The sequence below is a fragment of the Bacillus sp. FSL K6-1284 genome (assembly GCF_038002625.1).
GTDB classification, from domain to species: domain Bacteria; phylum Bacillota; class Bacilli; order Bacillales; family Bacillaceae; genus Bacillus; species Bacillus paralicheniformis.
In genome coordinates this window covers 2,298,745-2,319,607 of sequence record NZ_JBBOCW010000001.1, presented here as the reverse complement: position 1 = coordinate 2,319,607, position 20,863 = coordinate 2,298,745, and the positions used below count along the sequence as shown (strand labels likewise).

Sequence of the window (20,863 nt, the reverse complement as noted above, 5' to 3'; positions counted from 1 at the left end):
AAGGAAGATTACGATGAGAAACCAGGAGATTATCAAAAAGGCAGAAATAACGTTTGCTATTCTTAAAAGCGGTGGACTGGTGATTCCAGCTTAAGTATCAACGTGATGATGGCCGTATCATTCGGATGGACCATGATGCCCAGAAATCCTGAGAAGAACGGTTTCTGGACTGCGTACCATAAGAGCTGGTGTGAAGGAAATTGAAACCTAACATTATTTAATTCGTATCTATAGTAATTTGAACATTATAGGGAGTGTTAAATTGAAGATTGCACTATTGATTATTGCAGGTATAATAATTTCTCTTGGTTTAGTAATAGCAATCGGTATTCTTATGTTTCGGAGGGAAATAAAAAAGTTAAATCCAGAGTATATTGTACAGTTTGTTAAAGCAAAATCAGGAAGCGGGAATGTCTCATTATCCATAAAGCACAACGATGAGAATTGGGTTGATGTTAACGTAAACGAGCAACTCCCTCTGGCAAGTACTGTGAAAATCATCTTAGCCATTGAATATGCACAACAAGCAGCAGCAGGAAAAATCGATCCGCAAAAAGAAGTAAGATTAAAGGAATTAGAGAATTTCTATATCCCAAAAACAGACGGCGGTGCGCATGAGGCTTGGATTATTCAATTGAAAAAAGACAAAGAGATAGATCGTGTTCCATTATGTGAGGTAGTCAACGGGATGATTGCTTACAGTTCTAATGCAAATACTGAATACTTAATTGAGGTGCTGGGGCTTCAAAACATCAATCATGTTCCAAAGAGCTTAGATATGTTAAAGCATGAGCCTATGTATCCCATTGTAAGTGCACTTTATATACCTACCCAACTGATGAATGAAAAGAACTTATCGAAAAAAGAAGTCCTAGAAGTAATGAAAAACATGGATATGCATGAATACCGTAATAAAGCGATTGAAATTCATAATAGATGGCTGAGCCAACCACTAACTGATCAAGAAAAAAAACAATTAAGAAAAACTTTGGACAATGATTTTCAAAAAATTTGGTCCGACCGTTTGCCCCGATCAACGACTAGAGATTATGTATCTATTATGAAAAAGCTAAATAGCAAAGTATATTTTAGTGAAAGTGTATATCAATATCTTGATCCAGTAATGGAACAAATAATGAGAAATCCAAACAATTGTGAATGGCTTGTTCATGCGGGACAAAAGGGAGGATCTACCGCGTTTATTCTTACAATTGCAATGTATGCGACAGATAAAGATGGAAACCAGACAGATATTGCATTTTTTGCAAATGATTTAACTCCAGTCGAGAAAGCAAAACTTTCTCGAAATATGAATGGGTTCCTGCTGAAATTTTTAAAAGACTCTAAATTCCGCGCCCATATCAAAAAAGAATTATCTATTTTAGATTTGCCTGGTTCACTTTCATGACTATCCCCCATCGGAAACCACGCTCGCGGTCTTTGCCGTATTTGGCCAAAATATAATTTCAATTCTTGGTTTCTCGAAATCAATAATCTTAGCTGTTTACTCTCATCTTAATAGAGACACGCAGCGTAAAGAGTTTATCAATGTTGAAGTGCTTCCCGCAGTTTAGTAGCATTTTGAATATTGTTTTGTCTAATAAAGCAATACCAATCATTAAGCATTTTACCGACTTTCTCAAACGCAACTTTAGCTTCCAATGTCCCCAGCATCCTTTCATATAGTTGTTTTTAAATATTCAAAAAATTAATGTCTGGTCTTTTCCTTTTTTGGAATCTGAAAAAGGTTATGCCGAACGTGTCAGGGTATAAGACCTACTCAATAAGATTCATTTTCATGAATTGACAGGATTTATTCACCAATTCTTTTCTATAAAGTGGTAAAATGTTTCGTGGTATGTCACTGTAGTATTAGAGGAGAATGCTATGAAGACTCTTGATGTTCAGGCGTTGCACAAAGCTATTGATCAAACGTTGGAACAATTAAAACAACAATCAGAAGAATTTGCTCAAGTAAAAAAAAGCGTTGAGGATATTGCATCACTTGATGATGCTTTAAAAGGAAAAGGTGGAGACGCTATCCGCGCCTTTTACGAGGAATGCCACACCCCTTTTCTACAGTTCTATGATACGTTTATAGAGGAATACAGTTCCACGCTGAAGAAAATGAAAAGCGTGCTGAATTCCCTGGAACCAAACGATAACGGGTTTATTTCGCAAAGCTTTCTTGAGCACGAGCTGGAACAAGGATTGAATGCTGCGGACCGCACAACAAAACACCTGGTGTCCAAAGCCAACGCCACGATCGCGAAGGTCAGTCATATTGTCGATTTGCCTGATTTGAATGACACCGATTTTCATGAACAGTATCAGAAATCCTTAAAGGAAATCAATCAGACAATTGAAAAGCTGCATACGTTCGACAGAGAACAGACAAGCGCCCTCAAAACCGCCGAAAACGACCTTGAGACGATGCAGAGATACATAACCAGGCTGGAGAAAATGTATACTGGGCCAAAAATTGAGATTGCGAGTTATCAAAAAGGATCCATTTTAAAGCCAGATGAGATGGATGCTTTGCGTGGTGGACAAGACACAGCGATGGGCGTCATGATGGATAAGCTGGACAAGAGATCGAAGCTTGAAAAAGAAGTTAGCGAGGTTAGCAAACAGGATAATAAAATTGCTAAACTAAAGAAGAAGCTTGATGATTACAATTTTTCAACAGCTTCAGAGTTTTACGAGATGGCCGCGGAAATTGGCTACGAAAACCTTTCCCCTTGGCAACAGCGATATTTCAATCAAATTGAAGGCGCTCGTGATTTTGGCAACGCAATTAAAGGAAGCGCTGAAGGACTCAAAAATGCAGTCGTCGATACTGCGGTAGGCCTATGGGACATGGTCGTTCACGCAGACGAAACGATTGAGGGCATTAACTTTACACTTCATCATCCTGATGTCACATTCAATATTATAAAAAAAGGAATTGAAGACTCGTATCAACGAGATGTCGTCAATGGTGATTCTTACACCCAAGCCAGATGGTTTAGCTATGCCGTTGGAATGGTCGGGACATCGATTGTTGGTTCAAAAGGCGTTGACAAAGCAGCAAAAGCTGCCAAGGCGGGGAAGGTAGGGCAGGTCGCTGCCAAAGCAACTAAAGCTTCGAAAAAAGTATCGAAACAAGCTTTGGAAAAAAGCGTAGCGTCTTTAAAGAAATCGATGCAAAGGGTCGCTTCAAACATAAAAGGAATTCAAATACACAACCCTTTTGCGCCGCAAGTTCAGTTTGCAGGTGGGGGTAAAGTCCCTTATCATGCACTTAATGGGGAGCATATAAAAGACAGTCTTATTCAGTTTGCGAAGAAAGTTTCTGATATAAGCAGAAAACCGTTTACAGGAAAAAATATAAATGTACCTTGGTTAAATAAGGAACGATTTGAAGCGAAAGAAATTGAAGGGCATGTAAAGACTAAAGGAAAGATTAAAAATGTAAGTAGAAGAGTTTATACGTTTAAGGATCTTGATATAAATAGAATTGACCCTGAAACTGGAATGACAAATTTACAACTGATGCAAAAAGGAAGAACTCCGTATGCGAACGATGGTACTCAAATTAACCTCCATCATCTAATTCAAGAAGAGCCTGGACCAATGGCAGAAATACCTGATAGTTGGCATACAAAATACTCCAAAGTTCTTCATGGACTAAAAGGAAAGGGAGAAAGTTTCAGAAACGATCCTATACTTGAAAAACAGTATAATCTTTTCAGGAAAAGATATTGGAAATGGAGAGCTAAACAATTTGAGAATCAAGATTAAGAGGTGGTTTTAGTGAACTATTCGCAAGTTGAACAATTCATAAAAGAAAATGCTGAAGATGATGATTTTACAGGTGGCATTAGCATCGAAAAAATTAATGAAATTCAAGAAAACCTAAACGTAAAACTACCCGAAAGTTATAAATGGTTTTTAAAAAACTATGGGTCCGGTGGAATTTACGGTGTAGATATTTTAGGTCATGGAAAAGTTTCACCAAGAGTAGTAACAGTTACTGAAGATTACAGAAATCACTATGGTTTAATTGATGGTATCGTAGTCATTGAATATGTAGATGAATTCTCTTATTGTCTTGATACAAACAGGATGGTAGATGGTGAATGCCCAGTTATACTTTGGGATAATCAAGAGGGTTATGGTCGAACAGTAGCTACTAATTTTCTAGAGTTTTTCATGGAAGACCTTAAGGAGTCTAAAGAAAACTGGGAAGAAGACGAAGATTGGGACGATGAAGAATAATTTAATATATTCAAGCACTTAATCTCTGATTGAGTGCTTTTTTTATTGTTCAATTTCCGAGAAAAATCCGACAAAAAGGGGGATAAAATGGAGGACTTTTTCTATTCCATTTTGTCATACGATAGAGACAAGAAAAACGAACGTATACCTGAGTCCAAGAAGGAGAGCCTGCGGACACTGATCTTTTGCACACGGATATTGTGCAGCTGATTGGTGGCCGCTTTTTTATTGGCCAGAATGGGAGACGCACCTTTCCCTTATCAAGTGTGTACCCGGATGTATCGAATGATGATGAAGGTCGTCAGCTTCACAGGAGGAGCGGCTGGAGTCTATGCAGGATTGCGCGCCTTCAGTTACGGTGTTTGTCGGTGCTGAAAAGGACGCCGCCCCAAAGCCGGAAAGAGAGCCTGTCAGTGCTGCTGCCACGGTTAGAACAGACATTGTTTTTTTCATGCTGATCCCTCTTTTTCATCTACCCTCTCGTTTCCCGGTGAGGATGCAATAAAACATGTGAGTGCGCTTTGTATGTTTTATTGATCCCTTGCAAGGGAAGAGAAATGGGTAATTCGGTATATACACAAGCAAGAAAGGGGAATGGAGATGGCTGACAAGAAAAAAATCACAATAAACGGCGTTGAAATGGAAGCGTCCGAGGAACAGACGGTGCTGCAGCTTTTGAATAACAGCTCGATTGAAGTGCCGCAAGTTTGCTATCATCCTAGCTTAGGGCCGATTGAAACATGCGATACGTGCATCGTCAGCATCAATGGCGAGCTGAAGAGGTCGTGCTCCGCTGAATTAAAGGATGGCGACGTCATTGATACGCTTTCGTCTGATGTGAAAAAAGCGCAGGTTATCGGGATGGACAAGATTTTATATAATCATGAGCTTTATTGTACAGTTTGCGATTACAACAATGGGGGATGTGAAATACATAATACGGTGAAAGAAATGAAAGTCAATCATCAAAGCATCCCGTTTGATCAGAAGCCTTACCATAAGGATGAATCAAATCCGTTTTACCGGTATGATCCGGATCAATGTATTTTGTGCGGACGCTGTGTCGAAGCGTGTCAGGATGTTCAGGTAACTGAAACACTGACCATAGACTGGGAGCGGAAACGCCCGCGCGTCATTTGGGATAATGATGTGCCGATCAATGAGTCATCTTGTGTATCATGCGGACACTGTTCTACCGTCTGTCCATGTAATGCGATGATGGAAAAAGGAATGGAGGGGGAAGCCGGATATTTAACAGGAATCAATGACGAAACGCTGCGTCCGATGATCGAGATCACAAAAGGCGTAGAAACAGGGTACGGCTCGATTCTCGCCATTTCCGATATGGAATCTGCCATGCGTGATGAACGAATCAAAAAAACGAAAACCGTCTGCACATACTGCGGCGTCGGCTGCAGCTTTGATGTCTGGACAAAGGGCAGAGACATTCTGAAAGTCGAGCCGCAGGAGGAAGCGCCGGCCAACGGCATTTCTACTTGTGTAAAAGGAAAGTTCGGCTGGGATTTCGTCAACAGCGAGGAACGCCTGACAAAGCCGCTGATCCGAGAAGGCGACCATTTCCGCGAAGCTGAATGGGAAGAGGCGTTATCGCTGATCGCCAGCAAGTTCACGGATTTAAAAGAGGAGTTTGGCCCGGATTCGCTTGCCTTTATTACATCTTCTAAATGTACAAACGAAGAATCCTACCTCATGCAAAAGCTGGCCAGAGGGATCATCGGCACAAATAATGTCGACAACTGTTCGCGCTATTGCCAATCTCCTGCGACTGCCGGCCTGTTCCGGACAGTCGGCTATGGCGGTGACTCAGGGTCGATTACAGATATCGCGGAAGCGGACCTTGTGTTGATTATCGGTTCGAACACGTCTGAATCGCATCCGGTCTTGTCCACTCGCATTAAACGGGCTCATAAGCTGAGGGGACAGAAAGTGATCGTAGCGGATATCAGAAAACACGAAATGGCAGAGCGCTCTGATTTATTTGTCCAGCCGCGTGCCGGATCAGATATCGTCTGGCTGAATGCCATCGCCAAATATTTAATTGAAAACGGCAAGGCAGATGAACGCTTTTTGCAGGAAAGAGTGAACGGACGGGACGAATATGTGAAAAGCCTAACGCCGTATACCCTTGAATATGCCGAGGAGAAAACCGGAATTGATCAAGAAACCCTCATCCAAATGGCGGAGATGATTGGTCAGGCTGACAGTGTGTGCGCATTGTGGGCAATGGGCGTGACACAGCATATTGGCGGAAGCGACACGAGCACGGCAATTTCTAATCTGCTGCTTGTGACAGGAAACTACGGTAAACCGGGAGCAGGCTCTTACCCATTGCGCGGCCATAACAACGTGCAGGGGGCAAGTGATTTCGGCAGCATGCCTGACAGAATGCCGGGGTATGAAAAAGTGACGGACGAACAAGTCCGCCAAAAATACGAGCGGGCGTGGGGTGTGCCGCTGCCGAAGGAGCCGGGCATGACCAACCACGAAATGATCGAAAAAATCCATTCTGGCCAGCTGAAAGCGATGTATGTAAAAGGTGAAGAAATGGGTCTGGTCGATTCCAATATCAATCATGTACACGCCGCATATGAAAAGCTTGATTTCTTTGTAGTGCAGGACATTTTCTTTTCACGAACAGCCGAGTTTGCTGATGTTGTTCTTCCTGCGAGCCCGAGCCTTGAAAAAGAAGGAACCTTTACAAACACAGAACGCCGTATTCAGCGGCTGTATCAGGTGTTTGAACCGCTGGGCGAATCAAAGCCTGATTGGCAGATTATTATGGAGGTAGCCAATAAGCTTGGCGCCGGCTGGCACTATGAGCACCCTGGAGAGATTATGGAGGAAGCAGCCATGCTGTCGCCGATTTATGCCGGCGTCACCTATGAACGCCTTGAAGGCTACAATTCCCTGCAATGGCCTGTAAGCGCTGATGGAAAGGATTCGCCTTTACTCTTTACAGAGCGCTTCCCTTTCCCGGACGGCAAGGCCAAACTCTACCCTGTTCAGTGGACAGAGCCTGAAGAGTTCGGTGAGGAATATGACATCCACGTCAACAATGGGCGGCTCTTAGAGCATTTCCACGAAGGGAACCTGACCTACAAATCAAAAGGGATTTCGAAAAAAACGCCGGAAGTGTTCTTAGAAATTTCTCCTGAACTGGCGTCAGAGCGGGGAATTCAGGACGGAACCCTTGTCAGACTCACATCGCCTTTCGGAAATGTCAAAGTGAAGTGTCTGATCACTGATCGTGTCAAAGGGAAGGAAGTGTATCTGCCAATGAACGATTCAGGAGAAGCGGCGATTAACCTGTTGACAGGCAGTCATGCTGATAAGGATACCGATACGCCTGCATACAAAGAAACATCGGCCAAAATGGAAATTTTGAAGCGCGATGGAACCAATCCGCTGCCTAAGATCAATCACCGCAACGGCAATCCGCAGCCGCAAATCGGTGTGCAGGTACAAAAGAAATGGGCGCGGAACGATTATATTTTCCCTGGCGACGCTGTGAAAAGGGGGATTGGGCATAATGGCTAAAGCGATTAAACGAATTCAGAAAATCGAGATAACCGAAGAGGATCAGAGAAAGCGTGATATGAAAGAAATAGAAGATGCATTAGTCGAAAATAAGGAAGCCATTCTTGAAACGCTGCATATGATTGGGCACATGAACGAGCGCGGTGTTTTGCCAATGCTCCGCGGCCTTTTTGGCCAAGGAGATAAAGTTCTGGACATCTTAGTGAAAAAGGCAGATACAGAGGAAACGGCCAACACGCTTAAAAATCTGCTTCTTCTGTTTGGGACGCTCGGCATGTTAGACGTGAAACAGCTGGAACCTCTCATTTTGAAAGTGAATGCGGGGGTGGCAAACGCGGTGGAACAAAAGGACAGCGAAGAGAAAACAGGTTATTTTGATGTCATCCGCTCACTCAAAGACCCGGAAATCAACAAAGCAGTTACACTGCTATTCTCCTTTTTAAAAGGAATGGGACAAGATACAGAGGAGCTGGAACGCACGACTCAGCCTCCGGAGCACCAAAAACAACATCAGGAACCCCGAGAGAAAAGGGGGATGAATAAGAGGGATTGACCACCCGCCCGAGCCGGCTGTTGCCAGCTCGGGTTTTTTGCAGGCAGCCGGCTAATCAATATGAAATCGAAGCAAAAAGAGCTCACTCAAAAAACAGGAAGATCTTGCGAGCGGGAGTGGTATGAAAAAGTGTTGGATGCAGGCAGCACATTTGCAGGAAACATCACCGGATATTATGATTACAAGAAAGCCACTGAGGGTGTTAATCCCGTTACAGGAGAAACATGTCTCCTTCACATCATGACTTCAAAAAATTCACCATTGTTCCATCTGGATCGGCAATTGCCGAAAATCTATTTAAGTTGTTGGAGGAATGATTCAGTATGTTAACAAGAGAAGATATCTTTAAGCATGTCAAAGAAAAATTCGGTACATCGCCAGATTACCCATTTCAAAAATTTCCAAACTATGCCGCTTTAAGACATGAATCTAACGAAAAATGGTATGGTCTTGTAATGAATGTTCTCCCAGAAAAGTTAGGCTTAGATGGAAATGACGAAATAGATATTCTGAATTTAAAATGCCCTCCCGAAATAAGCGGCAGTTTAAGAAATGGAAAGAGCATTTTACCTGGATATCATATGGATAAGGAAAATTGGATATCACTTGTTTTAGAACGTATAGATTCAGAAGAAGAAGTTTATAACTTAATTGAGCAAAGCTTTAATTTAACCAAGTAAATCATGAAATGATCGTTTCGCAAAAGGAACCAGAAAATGTTCAAACTTTTTTATAAAACCGAAACTTAAATTCGTTGGATAAGAATCCGTTTTGATCAATCTTTTTTTCAAAACGGGTTCTTTCTATAATATGTGGGTTCTCATGATGATTTTAATCAACTTTATTTTAAAGCAACAACAACACGGCCATTAACAAAAGAGGCAAACCCTTACGTACCAAGGGTTTGCCTCTTCTCATTTAAAACGTCCCAGGAGAGATTCGAACTCCCGACACACAGCTTAGGAGGCTGTTGCTCTATCCACCTGAGCTACTGGGACACAGAACAATATTATAGTGCAAAAATCAGAAAAAATAAAGAGGTTGCAGCGGTTTTTTTAAAAATTTCTTCGGGAAAACATACATCCGGCAGACATTGCAGCCTGCTGAATGTATGTTTTGGCCTTAACCTTTCAGGTCAATATGATGTCCTGAAACGGGATGTGGCGCCTGAACCATGTCAACGAGCTGCTGTGCGCTTTGTTCGGCGGTGTCCAAAGCCGTCTTTGTCAGCGACATTTGCACGTTTTGATAAAGAGCGGCCTGACTCATGGCCATTGATAAAACAGCAATATCCAACATAACCACCTCCTTAACATGTGTATCGGTTAGAGAGGTGAGGACTTTACTCATATTTACTAATCTGAATATTCAATTTAATATAGTGGTAAACCGATCCCAGCGGCATCTTAAACACCATGAAAAAGAAGCCGTCTCTCACCGCCACTGACCGGTTCCTTGTTTGTCTTCGAATAAGAAGAGCTGTTTTGTATCTTCCGCGATTCTTCACTTCCTGAGCATTTGTCTAATGTCCTTTGTTGATTTCATTCTCGAAGAGGCTGATGATTCTATCATTCTGCTTGACAATCGTTCGCAACATGGCAACAATGTTTCCTGCAAATCCGATCAATATGATCATTAATATGATGATGATCCACATGGTAAACCACACCCTTTTGCACAAAATTTTCCTTTCGATTCAACATTACCACCTGGTCTTTCACAAAACAACTTTCCTTTTGAAACGGAGGCTGATTTTATGGATTGGCTTGAATTTGTTTCTGCGACGGTTCAATCATTGGCATGGCCAGCTACTTTGATGATGTGCGTTTTGCTGTTAAAGGAACCTTTGTCTGAACGGATGAAGGAATTGATCAAACTGAAATACAAGGACTTTGAATTGGAGTTTGACAAAAGGCTTCAGAAGCTCGTCTCCGTACGGGAAAAAAGGTTATCGGGACTGACATCTGTACGGTCAGCGCCGGCAGGGGAGAACATGATCGAAAGCGCTTGGTCTGATGTTCACAATGTTCTGCGGGAAACAGCCTCGACATTTGATCAAAATGCGATCCGCCTTGAAGGCGATGAATTGATTCAAATGCTGCATGACCACGGAATGATACAAGACGACGCGGCATCTGTGCTTTCAGAGCTTTCCGCTCTGCGTCGGGATGCATCGGACAGAGTGAGCATTACCGGAGCCCTGGCATACAAAACACTTTGCTTGGAGGAAGCGAAGCGTTTGCAATTATTAGCTGAACAACAAACTGCGATTAAATGAAAGGCGAAACGATTCATTTGATACTCTGACGCTTTACATCAGCGCCGGAGTTTTTTTGTATTTGAGCTAAAAATGAATTTTCTTTATCGAATAGACGATTTTACGGAGAGAGGCTGATTGCCGGTTTAAATATGATATCATGGTGGACAGGAAGAAGTTTATGATAAGAGAGGGTTTCATTTATATGCTAGAGAAAGCTGAAGCTTTATTGCAGCACTATTATGGCTATCCTTCACTGCGTCCGGGTCAGAAGAAAGCCATTCAATCGGTCGTTTCTGAAAAACGGGATACAGCATGCATTATGCCTACGGGCGGAGGGAAATCAATCTGCTACCAAATTCCCGCGCTCCTTATGGAGGGGACAACCATTGTGATCTCTCCTTTAATTTCCTTGATGAAGGACCAGGTGGATGCGTTAAATCAGCTTGGAATTCAAGCTGCGTACGTGAACAGTTCTTTAGGCCATGGCGAAATCGCTGAGCGGCTTTCCGTTTTAAAGGAAGGCGGCTACAAGCTGTTTTATGTCACACCTGAGCGGCTGACGTCTCCCGATTTTATTCGCGTGCTTTCCCGCATTCATATCCCGCTGACAGCGATTGATGAAGCTCATTGCATTTCACAGTGGGGCCACGATTTCAGGCCGAGCTACAGACATATTGAAAGCTTTTTAAATAGCCTCGGCACCCGTCCGGTCGTATTGGCATTGACGGCTACCGCAACGCCCGAGGTTCATGAGGATATTTGCACACAGCTCGGGATCGAAAAAGAGAGCACGGTTTTCACCGGTTTTTCACGGGATAATTTGACGTTTAAAATTTTAAAAGGCGAAAACAAGGATCGTTTTATCGAATCATATGTGGAGAAAAACCGCTCAGAGGCGGGAATTATTTATACAGCGACAAGAAAGGAAGCCGAAAGAATATCAAGCCGCCTGTCTCAAAAAGGAATTGCGGCCGGGTGCTATCACGGCGGGATGAATGATGAAGAAAGAGACCGGCAGCAGGATCTCTTTTTAAATGACGAGATCAGTGTGATGACAGCGACCTCAGCATTCGGAATGGGCATCGATAAATCCAATATCCGCTATGTGATTCATGCTCAAATTCCAAAGAACATGGAGAGCTATTATCAAGAAGCAGGACGAGCCGGACGCGACGGTCTTGACAGCGAGTGTATCCTGCTATTTTCTCCTCAGGACATCCGGCTTCAGCGGTTTTTAATCGAACAGTCGACAGAAGATGAAGACATTCGGGCGCAAGACGTGAAAAAGCTGAGGCAAATGGTTGATTTTTGCCATACTGAAGGCTGTCTTGAGCGGTTTATTCTTTCTTATTTTGGCGAAGTTTCGACTGAAGACTGCGGCAGGTGCAGCAGCTGTCTCGACACCCGAAGCATCACCGATGTGACGAAGGAAGCACAGATGGTACTGTCCTGCATCATCCGCATGGGAGAAAGGTTCGGAAAAACCATGGTGGCGCAAGTTCTGGCAGGTTCGAAAAATAAGAAAGTGACCGAAAACGGCTTCCAGCAATTATCGACTTACGGAATTTTAAAGAACCGGTCTATTGCCGACATCAGCGATTTTATAGAGTTTTTAATCGCAGATGAGTACATCCAGATGTCCGACGGAACATATCCCGTTCTCTTTGTCGCCAACAAGGGGCGAAACGTTTTGCTCGGCCGGGAAGCGGTGATGCGCAAAGAAAAAATGCAGACAAGTCAAATTGTTAAAGATGACGAATTGTTTGAACGGTTAAGAGCGCTGCGCAGAAAGCTTGCCCAGGAACAAGGCGTGCCTCCTTTTGTCATATTCTCTGACGAAACGCTGCGGGAAATGAGCGGGAAAGTTCCCCTGACAGACGAAGAACTTTTGTCAGTCAAAGGAGTGGGAGAACAAAAAAGAGTAAAATACGGCGCTGTATTTCTACAGGAGCTTCAAGCCTATAAAACTGAGAAAGAAGCATAAAAACCCAAAAACATCATATGTAAAAAGTTTTTTTAGTAAATCTCCTATTGCAGATAAAAAAAGATTGGAACCCTTGATACACCTGAATTTATGCCGATTTTTGGACGGCTGAAAATCCTCCTCGTAAAATAACTGTAATCAAAAACAAATTGTTTTGTTATTGATTTGACATTTTCATATGTTACGATTGCTCCTGTTAGCCGGACAATAAAAAGCTAACAAGGGAGGATTTACTTATGAAGAAGACGTTTATGTCCTTTGTTGCAGTTGCAGCACTATCTTCAACTGCATTCGGAGCGAGTGCCTCTGCAAAAGAAGTAACAGTCCAAAAAGGTGACACCCTTTGGGGAATCTCGCAAAAACAAGGGGTAAATCTGCAGGACTTAAAAGAATGGAATCAGCTTTCCTCAGACCTGATTATTCCAGGACAAAAGCTGAACGTTTCTGAAAAACAGACAGAAGAAAAGAAACAATATACCATTAAAAAGGGAGACACTCTCTGGAAAATCGCTCAACAATTCGGCGTTTCCGTGAACGACCTTAAAAATTGGAACAACATAAAATCAGATATCATTTACCCGAATACATCCATAACTGTTGACGGACAGGCGACGGTTCAAGCTGCTGCGGCGCAGCCTGCGGAAACAAAGCCTGCCGTACAAAAAGAAGCGAAAGTTGAGAAAGCTGCGCCTGCACCTAAGCAGGAAAAAGAAACGGCTTCCCGTTCAAACGAATCTCAAAGCTCTCAAAGCGCTGCAAAAGAACTGACGGTTACCGCAACGGCATACACTGCCAATGACGGCGGAATGACAGGCGTGACAGCTACGGGTTTTGATCTGAACGCCAATAAAAACGCCAAGATTATTGCGGTGGATCCAAACGTGATCCCGCTTGGATCCAAGGTGTATGTTGAAGGCTACGGAGAAGCGACTGCTGCCGACACCGGCGGTGCGATCAAAGGGAACAAAATCGACGTATTTGTTCCAAGCAAATCCGCGGCAAAAAACTGGGGCGTTAAAACGGTTAAAGTAAAAGTTTTAAAATAAGAAGTTTTACCATTGATGGACACTGACCATGGAGATGATCAGTGTCTTTTTTCTGTTTTCTGCATCTTTTTTTCGATTTAGATGTTTTTTTAGATTGGCAAATGGGTAGTTCAATAGATATGTACATATCAGCTGATTTAGAAAAGGAGATGTAAGAGTATTGCTGTGGATTATCATGACATTTTTATTGATTAATGCAGGGATTTTTATTTTTTCTTATCTGAGGACAAAAGATATTAATTTGAAGACGTCAGACGGTTATTTTCTCGGCGGGCGCAGTCTCACTGCTCTCTATATTGGAAGTTCGCTGCTTTTAACCAATTTGTCAACAGAACAAATGGTAGGGTTAAACGGTCAAAGCTATTCGGGAACGATGAGTGCGATGGCTTGGGAGGTTACAGCACCGCTTGCGCTCATTATGCTGGCATTCGTTTTTTTACCGAGGTATCTCAGTTCTGGGGTTACGACGATACCTGACTTTCTTGAAAAACGCTATGATCAAAGAACGCGGCAAATCGTCTCGATTCTCCTGCTTCTGGGATATGCGACCTCGTTTCTGCCAACCGTATTGTACTCCGGGGCGCTCGTTCTCGATCAAGTGTTTAATATTTCCTCTGCGCTTGGAATCAGCAAGTTTGCGACTGTTTTTTTCATCTCGCTTGTGATCGGGGCCGCAAGCTGCTGCTACATATTTTTTGGGGGACTAAAAGCTGCGGCATCGGCTGATGCCATTTATGGCGCCGGTTTAATTCTTGGCGGTCTGTTTATTTTTGTGCTTGGAATCATGGCAATCGGCGACGGCAGTCTCTTAAACGGCTATACTGAGCTGACGAGTGTACATAAGGAAAAGCTGAATGCCATTACAGCTGACAACACTGCAGAAGTCCCGTGGCCGACGATTTTTACGGGACTGCTTGTGAACAACTTATTTTATTGGGCTGTTAATCAGTCGATCGTTCAGCGGGCGCTTGGGGCGAAAAACTTGGCTGAAGGGCAGAAAGGCGCATTGCTGGCCGGTGTATTTAAGACGATCGGTGTGTTTTATCTCGTTCTTCCCGGGGTTATTGCTTACCATCTTTACGGAGGTCATATTGAAAATGCTGACACCGTTTACCCTAAGCTGATCGTTGATTTGCTGCCGACTGCACTTATCGGTGTCTTTGCCGCGATTTTATTCGGAGCGATTCTCAGCTCGTTTAACGGTTCGCTGAACAGCACGATCACGTTGTTTACATTGGATTTGTACAAACCGATCTTCAAGCCTGAGGCAAAAGAAGAAGAGCTTGTGAAAACGGGAAGGATCTTTGTGGTGATCCTTGCCGCGGTGTCGATTATCATCGCGCCTTTTATTCTGTTTGCGCCGTCCGGACTTTACAATTATTTGCAGGAAATGTTCGGATTTTTCAATGTCCCTGTATTGGCTGCCGTCGTCGTTGGATTCTTTACGAAAAAAGTGCCGGCGCTTGCCGTGAAATGGGCGATATTCGCACACATTGTTTTGTATACCATCTCAAAAATCTATTTTGGCCATATTCATTTTCTCTATATATTGGCCGTTTTGTTTCCGTTTTCCGTCCTCTTGATGCTTTTCATCGGAAAATTGAAGCCAAGGCCGTCAGAATTCAAGCTTGAGAAAAATGCAAAGGTTGACTTGCGGCCATGGAAGCATGCCAAACTTGCTTCTATTCTTGTGATTTGTCTGATGGCCTGCATTTATCTGTTATTTTCGCCTTGGGGTCTTGCCAAATAAAAAAAGGCAGAGGATGTGTTCATCCTCTGCCTTAATGTTTTGTGATACAAAGTGATACATGTTCTTTCTGTGCGTCGATCCGGCACCGTCCGCCAATCGGAAATGTAAAGAAAGGGGTTGTATGGCCGAAATCTATATTTGCGATAACGGGTATTTGAGAAAGCTCTTTTTTTGTTTGCACAATTTGTTTAAGGCGCTCAAGCGTTACGGCTGATGCTGTCTGAAAACGGCCAATGAGAACGGCTTTGACACCGGAAAAATCGGGCAGATGAAGCAAGGACTGCAGATCGCGGTCAAAAAACGCTGCCGGCGATTCCCAATCATCCTCAAGAAACAATACGGCGTTCTTGATGTCAGGGAAATATTCCGTACCTTGCAATAGGTTCAATGTGCACAAATTCCCTCCTATGATCTTTCCGTCTGCTGAGCCTTCGTTGATCACAACAGGGCCGCTGTTTTGTTTGGGACATTCTTCAGTTTCGATTTCTTCACACCACATCGATGATGGTTCAACATCGTAGACACCGCTTGCGCAACAGCACTTCAAAAAGTAATCTGTCATATAGTTTAGTCCATACCCCATTGAAAAACTTGAAAAATGAGGTCCCGAATAGGTGACAAGCCCGGTTTTTGCATAGATCGCCGCTGAAAGAGCGGTAATATCTGAAAAGCCGCAGAACACTTTTGGGTTGGCTTTTATGAGTTCATAATTCAAATGTGATAACAGCTGATTGCTGTTATACCCGCCGAGCACAGTGAGTATTCCTTTGACGCGTTGATCGGAAAAGGCATCATGGAGATCGCTTACTCTCGATTGAATGCTGGAGGAAGAACATTCATCAATTTCATTAGCATGTGCGGAAAACGAGATTCGAAATCCGAGATTGTTTAAAACCGTTCTCGCCTTTTCGATCTTATCGGTGTTGAGAAGTGACAGGCTTCTCGATGGGGCAATCACCCTGATTTCGTCACCGGGCTGTAGTTTTTCTGGAAACATGAACGGGCACACCTTTCATTGTTTCTATCTATTTCACCATACTTTTAAAGATCCTGCCACTGAATTTCACCGGATTTTGAACCGGGGTCGATCGTTACTTCAAAATGATGCTTTTCATAAAAATGGATCAGCCGATCCACATGGTCCCAATCCCTTTCAGCAATGTCCCCCGTGATGACCGGTATGTTGTGCTCGCGGGCTTTTTCTTTTAAATACTTCATGCAGATGGAACCATAACCGTAGCTTGCCGGCCCTTTAATATCCCCGATATGGATCGCGCGTTTTTCTTCTTTGTAGGAAGCGACAAGAGAAAAATCACATCTTCCGCGGTACGGCGACTGGCAATCGCTTAACATGATCTTGCATGTCCGGCCATCATCAATCGAATGGACAATCATCCATTCATCGTCTTTCGATTGATCAATACCGAGCACTCGCGAATCTTTGGAGATATCCTTCATATTTTCACGCATCCGAAACAGTTGAAATTGCAATTCGTTCAATTCCTTCTGCAAGCCGGAGCTGTCTTTTTGCATTTCTTCATCCGTTATCATAAAAACTTACTCCTTTCCATTAAAACATACAGTTTTCGATTATAGTAAAAAGAACGGCAATTTGCAAATGGGTTGCTAGAATTAAATTTTAATGTAATTTTAAACAAAAATTTCACATTCTACGATTTTTTTGTGATAGAATTCATATGACTTCTGGTATATTTACCTAGGATACGAGACAATGGATCCTCCTAATCCCAGAAAAACCATGACAAAAGGAGCGTACGATTTTGAAGAAAAGAATTTTTTCTCTATTGATGCTGATGTCAGCTTTTGTTCTTGTATTAGCTGCATGTCAGCAGGCTGATCCAAAAGGATCTTACGCAACGGCTTATAAAAAGCTGATTTCTGCGAAATCATACGAATTTTCAAGTGATATCGGCTTGAAAGTTGACGCATCCAACCTTGGAGCGGAAGATAAGCAAGTTGCTGATATGCTGAACGATGCAACATTAACGATCAGCGGAAAAACGAATGCTGAAACGAAACAGTCTGAGGCTGTGATTAAAGCGAAGCTGAAAGTCCAAAACATGTCGCTTGATTTCGATATTCCGGTTTATATGGACGAAAAGAAACAAGTCGGCTACATCAAAATTGACAGCGTTCTTGACAGCTTCGGCTTCTTCCTTGGAACAGCCGGCATGAATTTTGACAGCGTCAAAGGCAAGTACCTTGAATTCCCGCTTGAAGATGACAAAACTTCATCTCAAGACACGGATGAACTTCAAAAACAATTGATGGAATCCATCAAAGAAGCTGCAGACAATCTGCCTGCAGATAAGTTTGAAAAAGCGGATCTGACAGATAAAGAAAAAGAGCAGGGTGCTGCTCAAAAAGTCGCTTTCAGCTTTAGTGACAAAGAAATTAAAGCTGCGGTCGTCAAGTTCATCGAAATCGCCGGAAAAGCGAGCGGAGAAGCTGTTCCGAAGAGCGAGCTGAACAAGATTAAAGACGGACTGAAAGACGTCACATTCAAAAAGTTCGATGTGACATCAACAATCGATGACAAAGAAAATCTTCTGACTGAAAATGCGGATATCTCTTTGTCTGTTGACAGCAAAAAAGCACCTCAATCTTTAGGCATCACGGCATCTACAACTTACAAAAATATCGATGGTGACGTAAAGTTTGAGCATAAACCGAATAAAGAAGATATCGTAACTGAAGAAGAATTCGAAAAATTAATGGCTAAAGATGCTATGAATTTCTAAGGCATCCGCCTTGGTTCCCTTCCTCGTTCTAGAGGAGGGGAATTTTTGTATATTCTGTGACTAAATTCTGACGAAAAGCCGAAAACGTTGACATTCCTCCTGAATTTGAATACGATTTTGATAGCTTGCACAAATAGGAGAGATTGCCCGATATGACACATACACAAAAAAATAAAAACTATACAGGCATTGTTGTTGCTCTGACGATTATCATAAACGGTGTCATTGCCCTCTTGTTTTTCATGCCGAAAAGCGACAAATTCGCTCATTTGGATTTGACTTTTCTGCCGCTTTTGAACGCAGTCTGCAACAGCTTCACATTCATTTTCTTAGTGGCTGCACTGATCATGATTAAACAGAAAAACATTAAGGCGCACAAGCGGTTTATTTTTGCCGCTTTTACGACAACGTTCATCTTTCTTGTTTCATACTTAACTTACCATTCATTAATGCCTGACACTCATTTTGGCGGGGAAGGGATTATAAGACCGATCTACTATTTTATTTTGATCACACACATTGTCTTGTCCGCTTTAATCGTTCCCTTGGCCTTGTTTACGTTGTTCAGAGGCCTGAGCATGCAGGTGGAACGCCACCGCAAAATCGCCCGCTGGACGATGCCGCTTTGGCTGTATGTCAGCCTGACAGGTGTTCTCGTCTATATGATGATTTCCCCATACTATTAAAAGCCGGAGAATCCGGCTTTTTTTTGTTCCCGCAACTTCTTCTCTTTTAAAAGCGATTTTCCTCTGGTACAAAAATATATGCTGAAATAGATGATCGTCTACACAAGATATGGAAATAGGAATATAAATAATTAGAGCTTTTTATAGAAATGAAAAAGGGAGATGGATATGAAAATTTTGCTTGCCACTTATTGGAATATACCCCATGTAGGTGGTGTATGGACATATATGGAGCAATTAAAAGAAAAGCTGGAGTCCTTAGGACATGAAGTGGATTTGCTCGGATATGGAGAAGAGAGCAGTATCGTTCATATCGTAGATGAAAACCGCAGCGTCAAAAAAGATGAGCTGCTTCCATTAGTTAAAGCAATGATGAGCGAAGAGAAGTATCCGGAAATATACGCAAATCAATTGGTCAGCTATACTGAGCTTCAGCGCTATGTCTATGAGCTGGGCGCTGCCTATTTGGGACTTGACAAATATGATCTAATTCATGCGCAGGATATCATTTCAAGTACATGTATTAAGCGTGTTATGCCTAAAGATCAATTGCTTGTCACGTCGCTTCACGGCAGTGTCGCATATGAAATCAGAGATCAGCTCAACACCATCCACAGATCGTCGACTTCCCATGTTGCAAAGGCATATTTTGACCACCTAGAAACAATAGGTGCGATGTCTGGCGATACGGCGATTGTTGCAAACAACTGGCTTAAAGATATTTTGACGGAAGAATTTGAAGTGCCGGAAGAAAAAATCCTTGTTTCTCAGTACGGCTATGATATTGACGGATTTCTGGGACGGATGGACACAAAGGCAGCTGATATGCCTTTAACGGATAAGAAAGTGATCCTTTTTACCGGAAGAATGATTGAAAATAAAGGTATACATCACTTAATTGAATCACTAGCTCTATTAAAAAACCGTCGAGACGATTGGGTATGCTGGCTGGCAGGAGAAGGGGAAAAGCTCGCCGGACTCAGAATTCAAAGCGAGCAGCAGGGTATTGATGATAACGTCGAATTTCTGAGAAATCGGAAAGATGTGCCTTACTTGTTATCCCTCGCTGATATATATGTTCTTCCAAGTCTTTTGGATAACCAGCCTTTATCTTTAATTGAAGCTCAAATTGCCGGGGTTCCTGCAATTGTCAGTGATGCTGGAGGTTTGCCGGAAATGGTAGAGCATGAAGTGACCGGCCTTATCGTGTCAAAGGGAGATGTGAATGCACTGGCAAATAGTTTAGAACGATTGCTGGAAGACGATGATTTTAGAAATCAATTGGGGAATAACGCCAGGGAGTTTGCTAGGAAGCATTGGGATATGGATGAAGCCGTCACCAGGGTCCTTGATATTTATCAAAATGAGAAATAAGGAGTGAAATTGAATGAAATCTTTAATTATTAATCACTTGTTTGAAGGTTTAAACAAAGAAATAGATGCTGAATGGTGGGCAAAATATGTGGATCTGCTGGTCGAATTCACCGAAGAGCGGAATAGCCAGAAGCAAGATAGCTCAACGGCATCCGCAGAATCAGATACAGATGTGAGTGAATCTGTCGATGAGAGCCTTAAACCTTTAATAGCAGAGCTAAAAGATATTTTTGAAGATATGAATAGCAGCATTTTGGAGAATAATAATAAAGTTTTAAAAGATATTCTAGGGGCTGCAGCTCAAGGAATTGATCGCAATGTTTTAGAGGAAATCATCGAGTCAGTGCGTAAAGAAGTCAGAGTGTCTGATCCCGAAACGGCAGAGTCTTTAGAAACGTTTAAAGAATCGACTGACAATAATACGGTTACCAGCTCTACTGAAAGTTTGGAACGGTCAGTTGTAGAAACACTTACAGAATCATTGCCCGAAGACCACACAATCCCAAGCCCCGAAACTGTAAAGGTGCTTAAAGCAGTTCAAGAAAATCGTAATGAAAGTGAAAACAATTAAAAATAAAAAGCCTTCGCAATCCGAAGGCTTTTTATTTTTTTGTATTCTTATTATTTCAA

At 42.5% G+C, this 20,863-nt stretch carries 20 protein-coding genes, 1 tRNA gene and 1 pseudogene; 15 read left to right on the top strand and 7 right to left on the bottom strand.

Features of this window, described 5'->3' with window-relative positions:
• Positions 1-262 precede the first annotated feature (262 nt).
• Positions 263-1,408, top strand: coding sequence for a serine hydrolase (locus MHB72_RS11835; RefSeq protein WP_216904424.1), 1,146 nt, complete (start codon positions 263-265; stop codon positions 1,406-1,408).
• A gap of 137 nt (positions 1,409-1,545) precedes the next feature.
• On the opposite strand, the gene MHB72_RS11830 is transcribed toward MHB72_RS11835, so the two are convergent.
• A complete protein-coding gene (locus tag MHB72_RS11830; protein ID WP_023857323.1) occupies positions 1,546-1,662 on the bottom strand; it encodes a response regulator aspartate phosphatase in 117 nt (38 codons plus the stop codon).
• 225 nt (positions 1,663-1,887) lie between these two features.
• Between MHB72_RS11830 and MHB72_RS11825 the strand changes: the two genes are divergently transcribed.
• A complete protein-coding gene (locus MHB72_RS11825; RefSeq protein ID WP_340902780.1) occupies positions 1,888-3,783 on the top strand; it encodes a T7SS effector LXG polymorphic toxin in 1,896 nt (631 codons plus the stop codon).
• A gap of 12 nt (positions 3,784-3,795) precedes the next feature.
• On the top strand, positions 3,796-4,260 hold the full coding sequence (locus MHB72_RS11820) for an SMI1/KNR4 family protein (protein ID WP_216920813.1): 465 nt from the start codon (positions 3,796-3,798) through the stop codon (positions 4,258-4,260).
• Between the two features lie 348 nt (positions 4,261-4,608).
• On the opposite strand, the pseudogene MHB72_RS11815 reads toward MHB72_RS11820, so the two are convergent.
• A pseudogene (locus tag MHB72_RS11815) lies at positions 4,609-4,713 on the bottom strand (YjgB family protein); the annotation flags it as partial.
• 147 nt (positions 4,714-4,860) lie between these two features.
• On the opposite strand from MHB72_RS11815, the gene fdhF reads away from it, so the two are divergent.
• Genes fdhF through MHB72_RS11795 form a run of 4 tightly spaced genes read left to right on the top strand, consistent with a single transcriptional unit; the run spans position 4,861 to position 9,051 of the window.
• On the top strand, positions 4,861-7,818 hold the full coding sequence (gene fdhF, locus MHB72_RS11810) for a formate dehydrogenase subunit alpha (RefSeq protein WP_216920803.1): 2,958 nt from the start codon (positions 4,861-4,863) through the stop codon (positions 7,816-7,818).
• Positions 7,811-8,371: a DUF1641 domain-containing protein gene (locus tag MHB72_RS11805; RefSeq protein ID WP_101560986.1), complete on the top strand. Its 561-nt coding sequence runs from the start codon at positions 7,811-7,813 to the stop codon at positions 8,369-8,371. The genes fdhF and MHB72_RS11805 overlap by 8 nt, the downstream gene beginning before the upstream one ends.
• 60 nt (positions 8,372-8,431) lie before the next feature.
• Positions 8,432-8,701, top strand: a complete 270-nt coding sequence (locus tag MHB72_RS11800; RefSeq protein ID WP_026579569.1) for a pre-toxin TG domain-containing protein — start codon at positions 8,432-8,434, stop codon at positions 8,699-8,701.
• The gene (locus tag MHB72_RS11795; RefSeq protein ID WP_023855693.1) at positions 8,695-9,051 is read left to right on the top strand and encodes an MmcQ/YjbR family DNA-binding protein; all 357 of its coding nucleotides are present in this window, start codon (positions 8,695-8,697) and stop codon (positions 9,049-9,051) included. The genes MHB72_RS11800 and MHB72_RS11795 overlap by 7 nt, the downstream gene beginning before the upstream one ends.
• A 244-nt stretch (positions 9,052-9,295) precedes the next feature.
• Here the strand turns inward: MHB72_RS11795 and MHB72_RS11790 are convergent.
• From MHB72_RS11790 to MHB72_RS11780, 3 genes are all read right to left on the bottom strand, one after another.
• Positions 9,296-9,369: transfer RNA gene (locus tag MHB72_RS11790), tRNA-Arg, on the bottom strand.
• Between the two features lie 124 nt (positions 9,370-9,493).
• Complete coding sequence (locus MHB72_RS11785; protein ID WP_003182594.1) at positions 9,494-9,670, bottom strand: YjfB family protein; 177 nt, start codon at positions 9,668-9,670, stop codon at positions 9,494-9,496.
• A 223-nt stretch (positions 9,671-9,893) separates the two neighbouring features.
• Entirely contained in the window at positions 9,894-10,028 is a 135-nt protein-coding gene (locus MHB72_RS11780) for a hypothetical protein (protein ID WP_257878874.1), read from the bottom strand.
• A 99-nt stretch (positions 10,029-10,127) separates the two neighbouring features.
• Between MHB72_RS11780 and MHB72_RS11775 the strand changes: the two genes are divergently transcribed.
• From MHB72_RS11775 to MHB72_RS11760, 4 genes are all read left to right on the top strand, one after another.
• Positions 10,128-10,649 carry a hypothetical protein gene (locus MHB72_RS11775; RefSeq protein WP_144498575.1) on the top strand — a complete coding sequence of 174 codons (522 nt, stop codon included), beginning with the start codon at positions 10,128-10,130 and terminating at the stop codon, positions 10,647-10,649.
• A gap of 184 nt (positions 10,650-10,833) precedes the next feature.
• Complete coding sequence (recQ, locus tag MHB72_RS11770) at positions 10,834-12,615, top strand: DNA helicase RecQ (protein ID WP_020451771.1); 1,782 nt, start codon at positions 10,834-10,836, stop codon at positions 12,613-12,615.
• A gap of 236 nt (positions 12,616-12,851) precedes the next feature.
• The gene (locus tag MHB72_RS11765; protein ID WP_023855696.1) at positions 12,852-13,661 is read left to right on the top strand and encodes a 3D domain-containing protein; all 810 of its coding nucleotides are present in this window, start codon (positions 12,852-12,854) and stop codon (positions 13,659-13,661) included.
• A gap of 160 nt (positions 13,662-13,821) precedes the next feature.
• Positions 13,822-15,411, top strand: a complete 1,590-nt coding sequence (locus MHB72_RS11760) for a solute:sodium symporter family transporter (protein WP_216920801.1) — start codon at positions 13,822-13,824, stop codon at positions 15,409-15,411.
• Positions 15,412-15,442: 31 nt separating this feature from the next.
• Here MHB72_RS11760 and MHB72_RS11755 read toward each other — a convergent pair whose 3' ends face one another.
• Positions 15,443-16,408, bottom strand: coding sequence for a S66 family peptidase (locus MHB72_RS11755; RefSeq protein ID WP_020451768.1), 966 nt, complete (start codon positions 16,406-16,408; stop codon positions 15,443-15,445).
• A 44-nt stretch (positions 16,409-16,452) separates the two neighbouring features.
• Positions 16,453-16,962: a GNAT family N-acetyltransferase gene (locus MHB72_RS11750; protein WP_144498579.1), complete on the bottom strand. Its 510-nt coding sequence runs from the start codon at positions 16,960-16,962 to the stop codon at positions 16,453-16,455.
• Between the two features lie 230 nt (positions 16,963-17,192).
• Here MHB72_RS11750 and MHB72_RS11745 point away from each other — a divergent pair, with 230 nt between their 5' ends.
• The 4 genes from MHB72_RS11745 to MHB72_RS11730 all read left to right on the top strand — a co-directional run bounded on the left by MHB72_RS11745 (position 17,193) and on the right by MHB72_RS11730 (position 20,804).
• On the top strand, positions 17,193-18,173 hold the full coding sequence (locus MHB72_RS11745; protein WP_020451766.1) for a hypothetical protein: 981 nt from the start codon (positions 17,193-17,195) through the stop codon (positions 18,171-18,173).
• A 152-nt stretch (positions 18,174-18,325) separates the two neighbouring features.
• Positions 18,326-18,859 carry a DUF420 domain-containing protein gene (locus MHB72_RS11740; RefSeq protein WP_020451765.1) on the top strand — a complete coding sequence of 178 codons (534 nt, stop codon included), beginning with the start codon at positions 18,326-18,328 and terminating at the stop codon, positions 18,857-18,859.
• A gap of 168 nt (positions 18,860-19,027) precedes the next feature.
• Positions 19,028-20,233, top strand: a complete 1,206-nt coding sequence (locus MHB72_RS11735; RefSeq protein WP_101560982.1) for a glycosyltransferase family 4 protein — start codon at positions 19,028-19,030, stop codon at positions 20,231-20,233.
• Positions 20,234-20,246: 13 nt separating this feature from the next.
• The gene (locus tag MHB72_RS11730) at positions 20,247-20,804 is read left to right on the top strand and encodes a hypothetical protein (protein WP_101560981.1); all 558 of its coding nucleotides are present in this window, start codon (positions 20,247-20,249) and stop codon (positions 20,802-20,804) included.
• Positions 20,805-20,863: the final 59 nt, after the last annotated feature.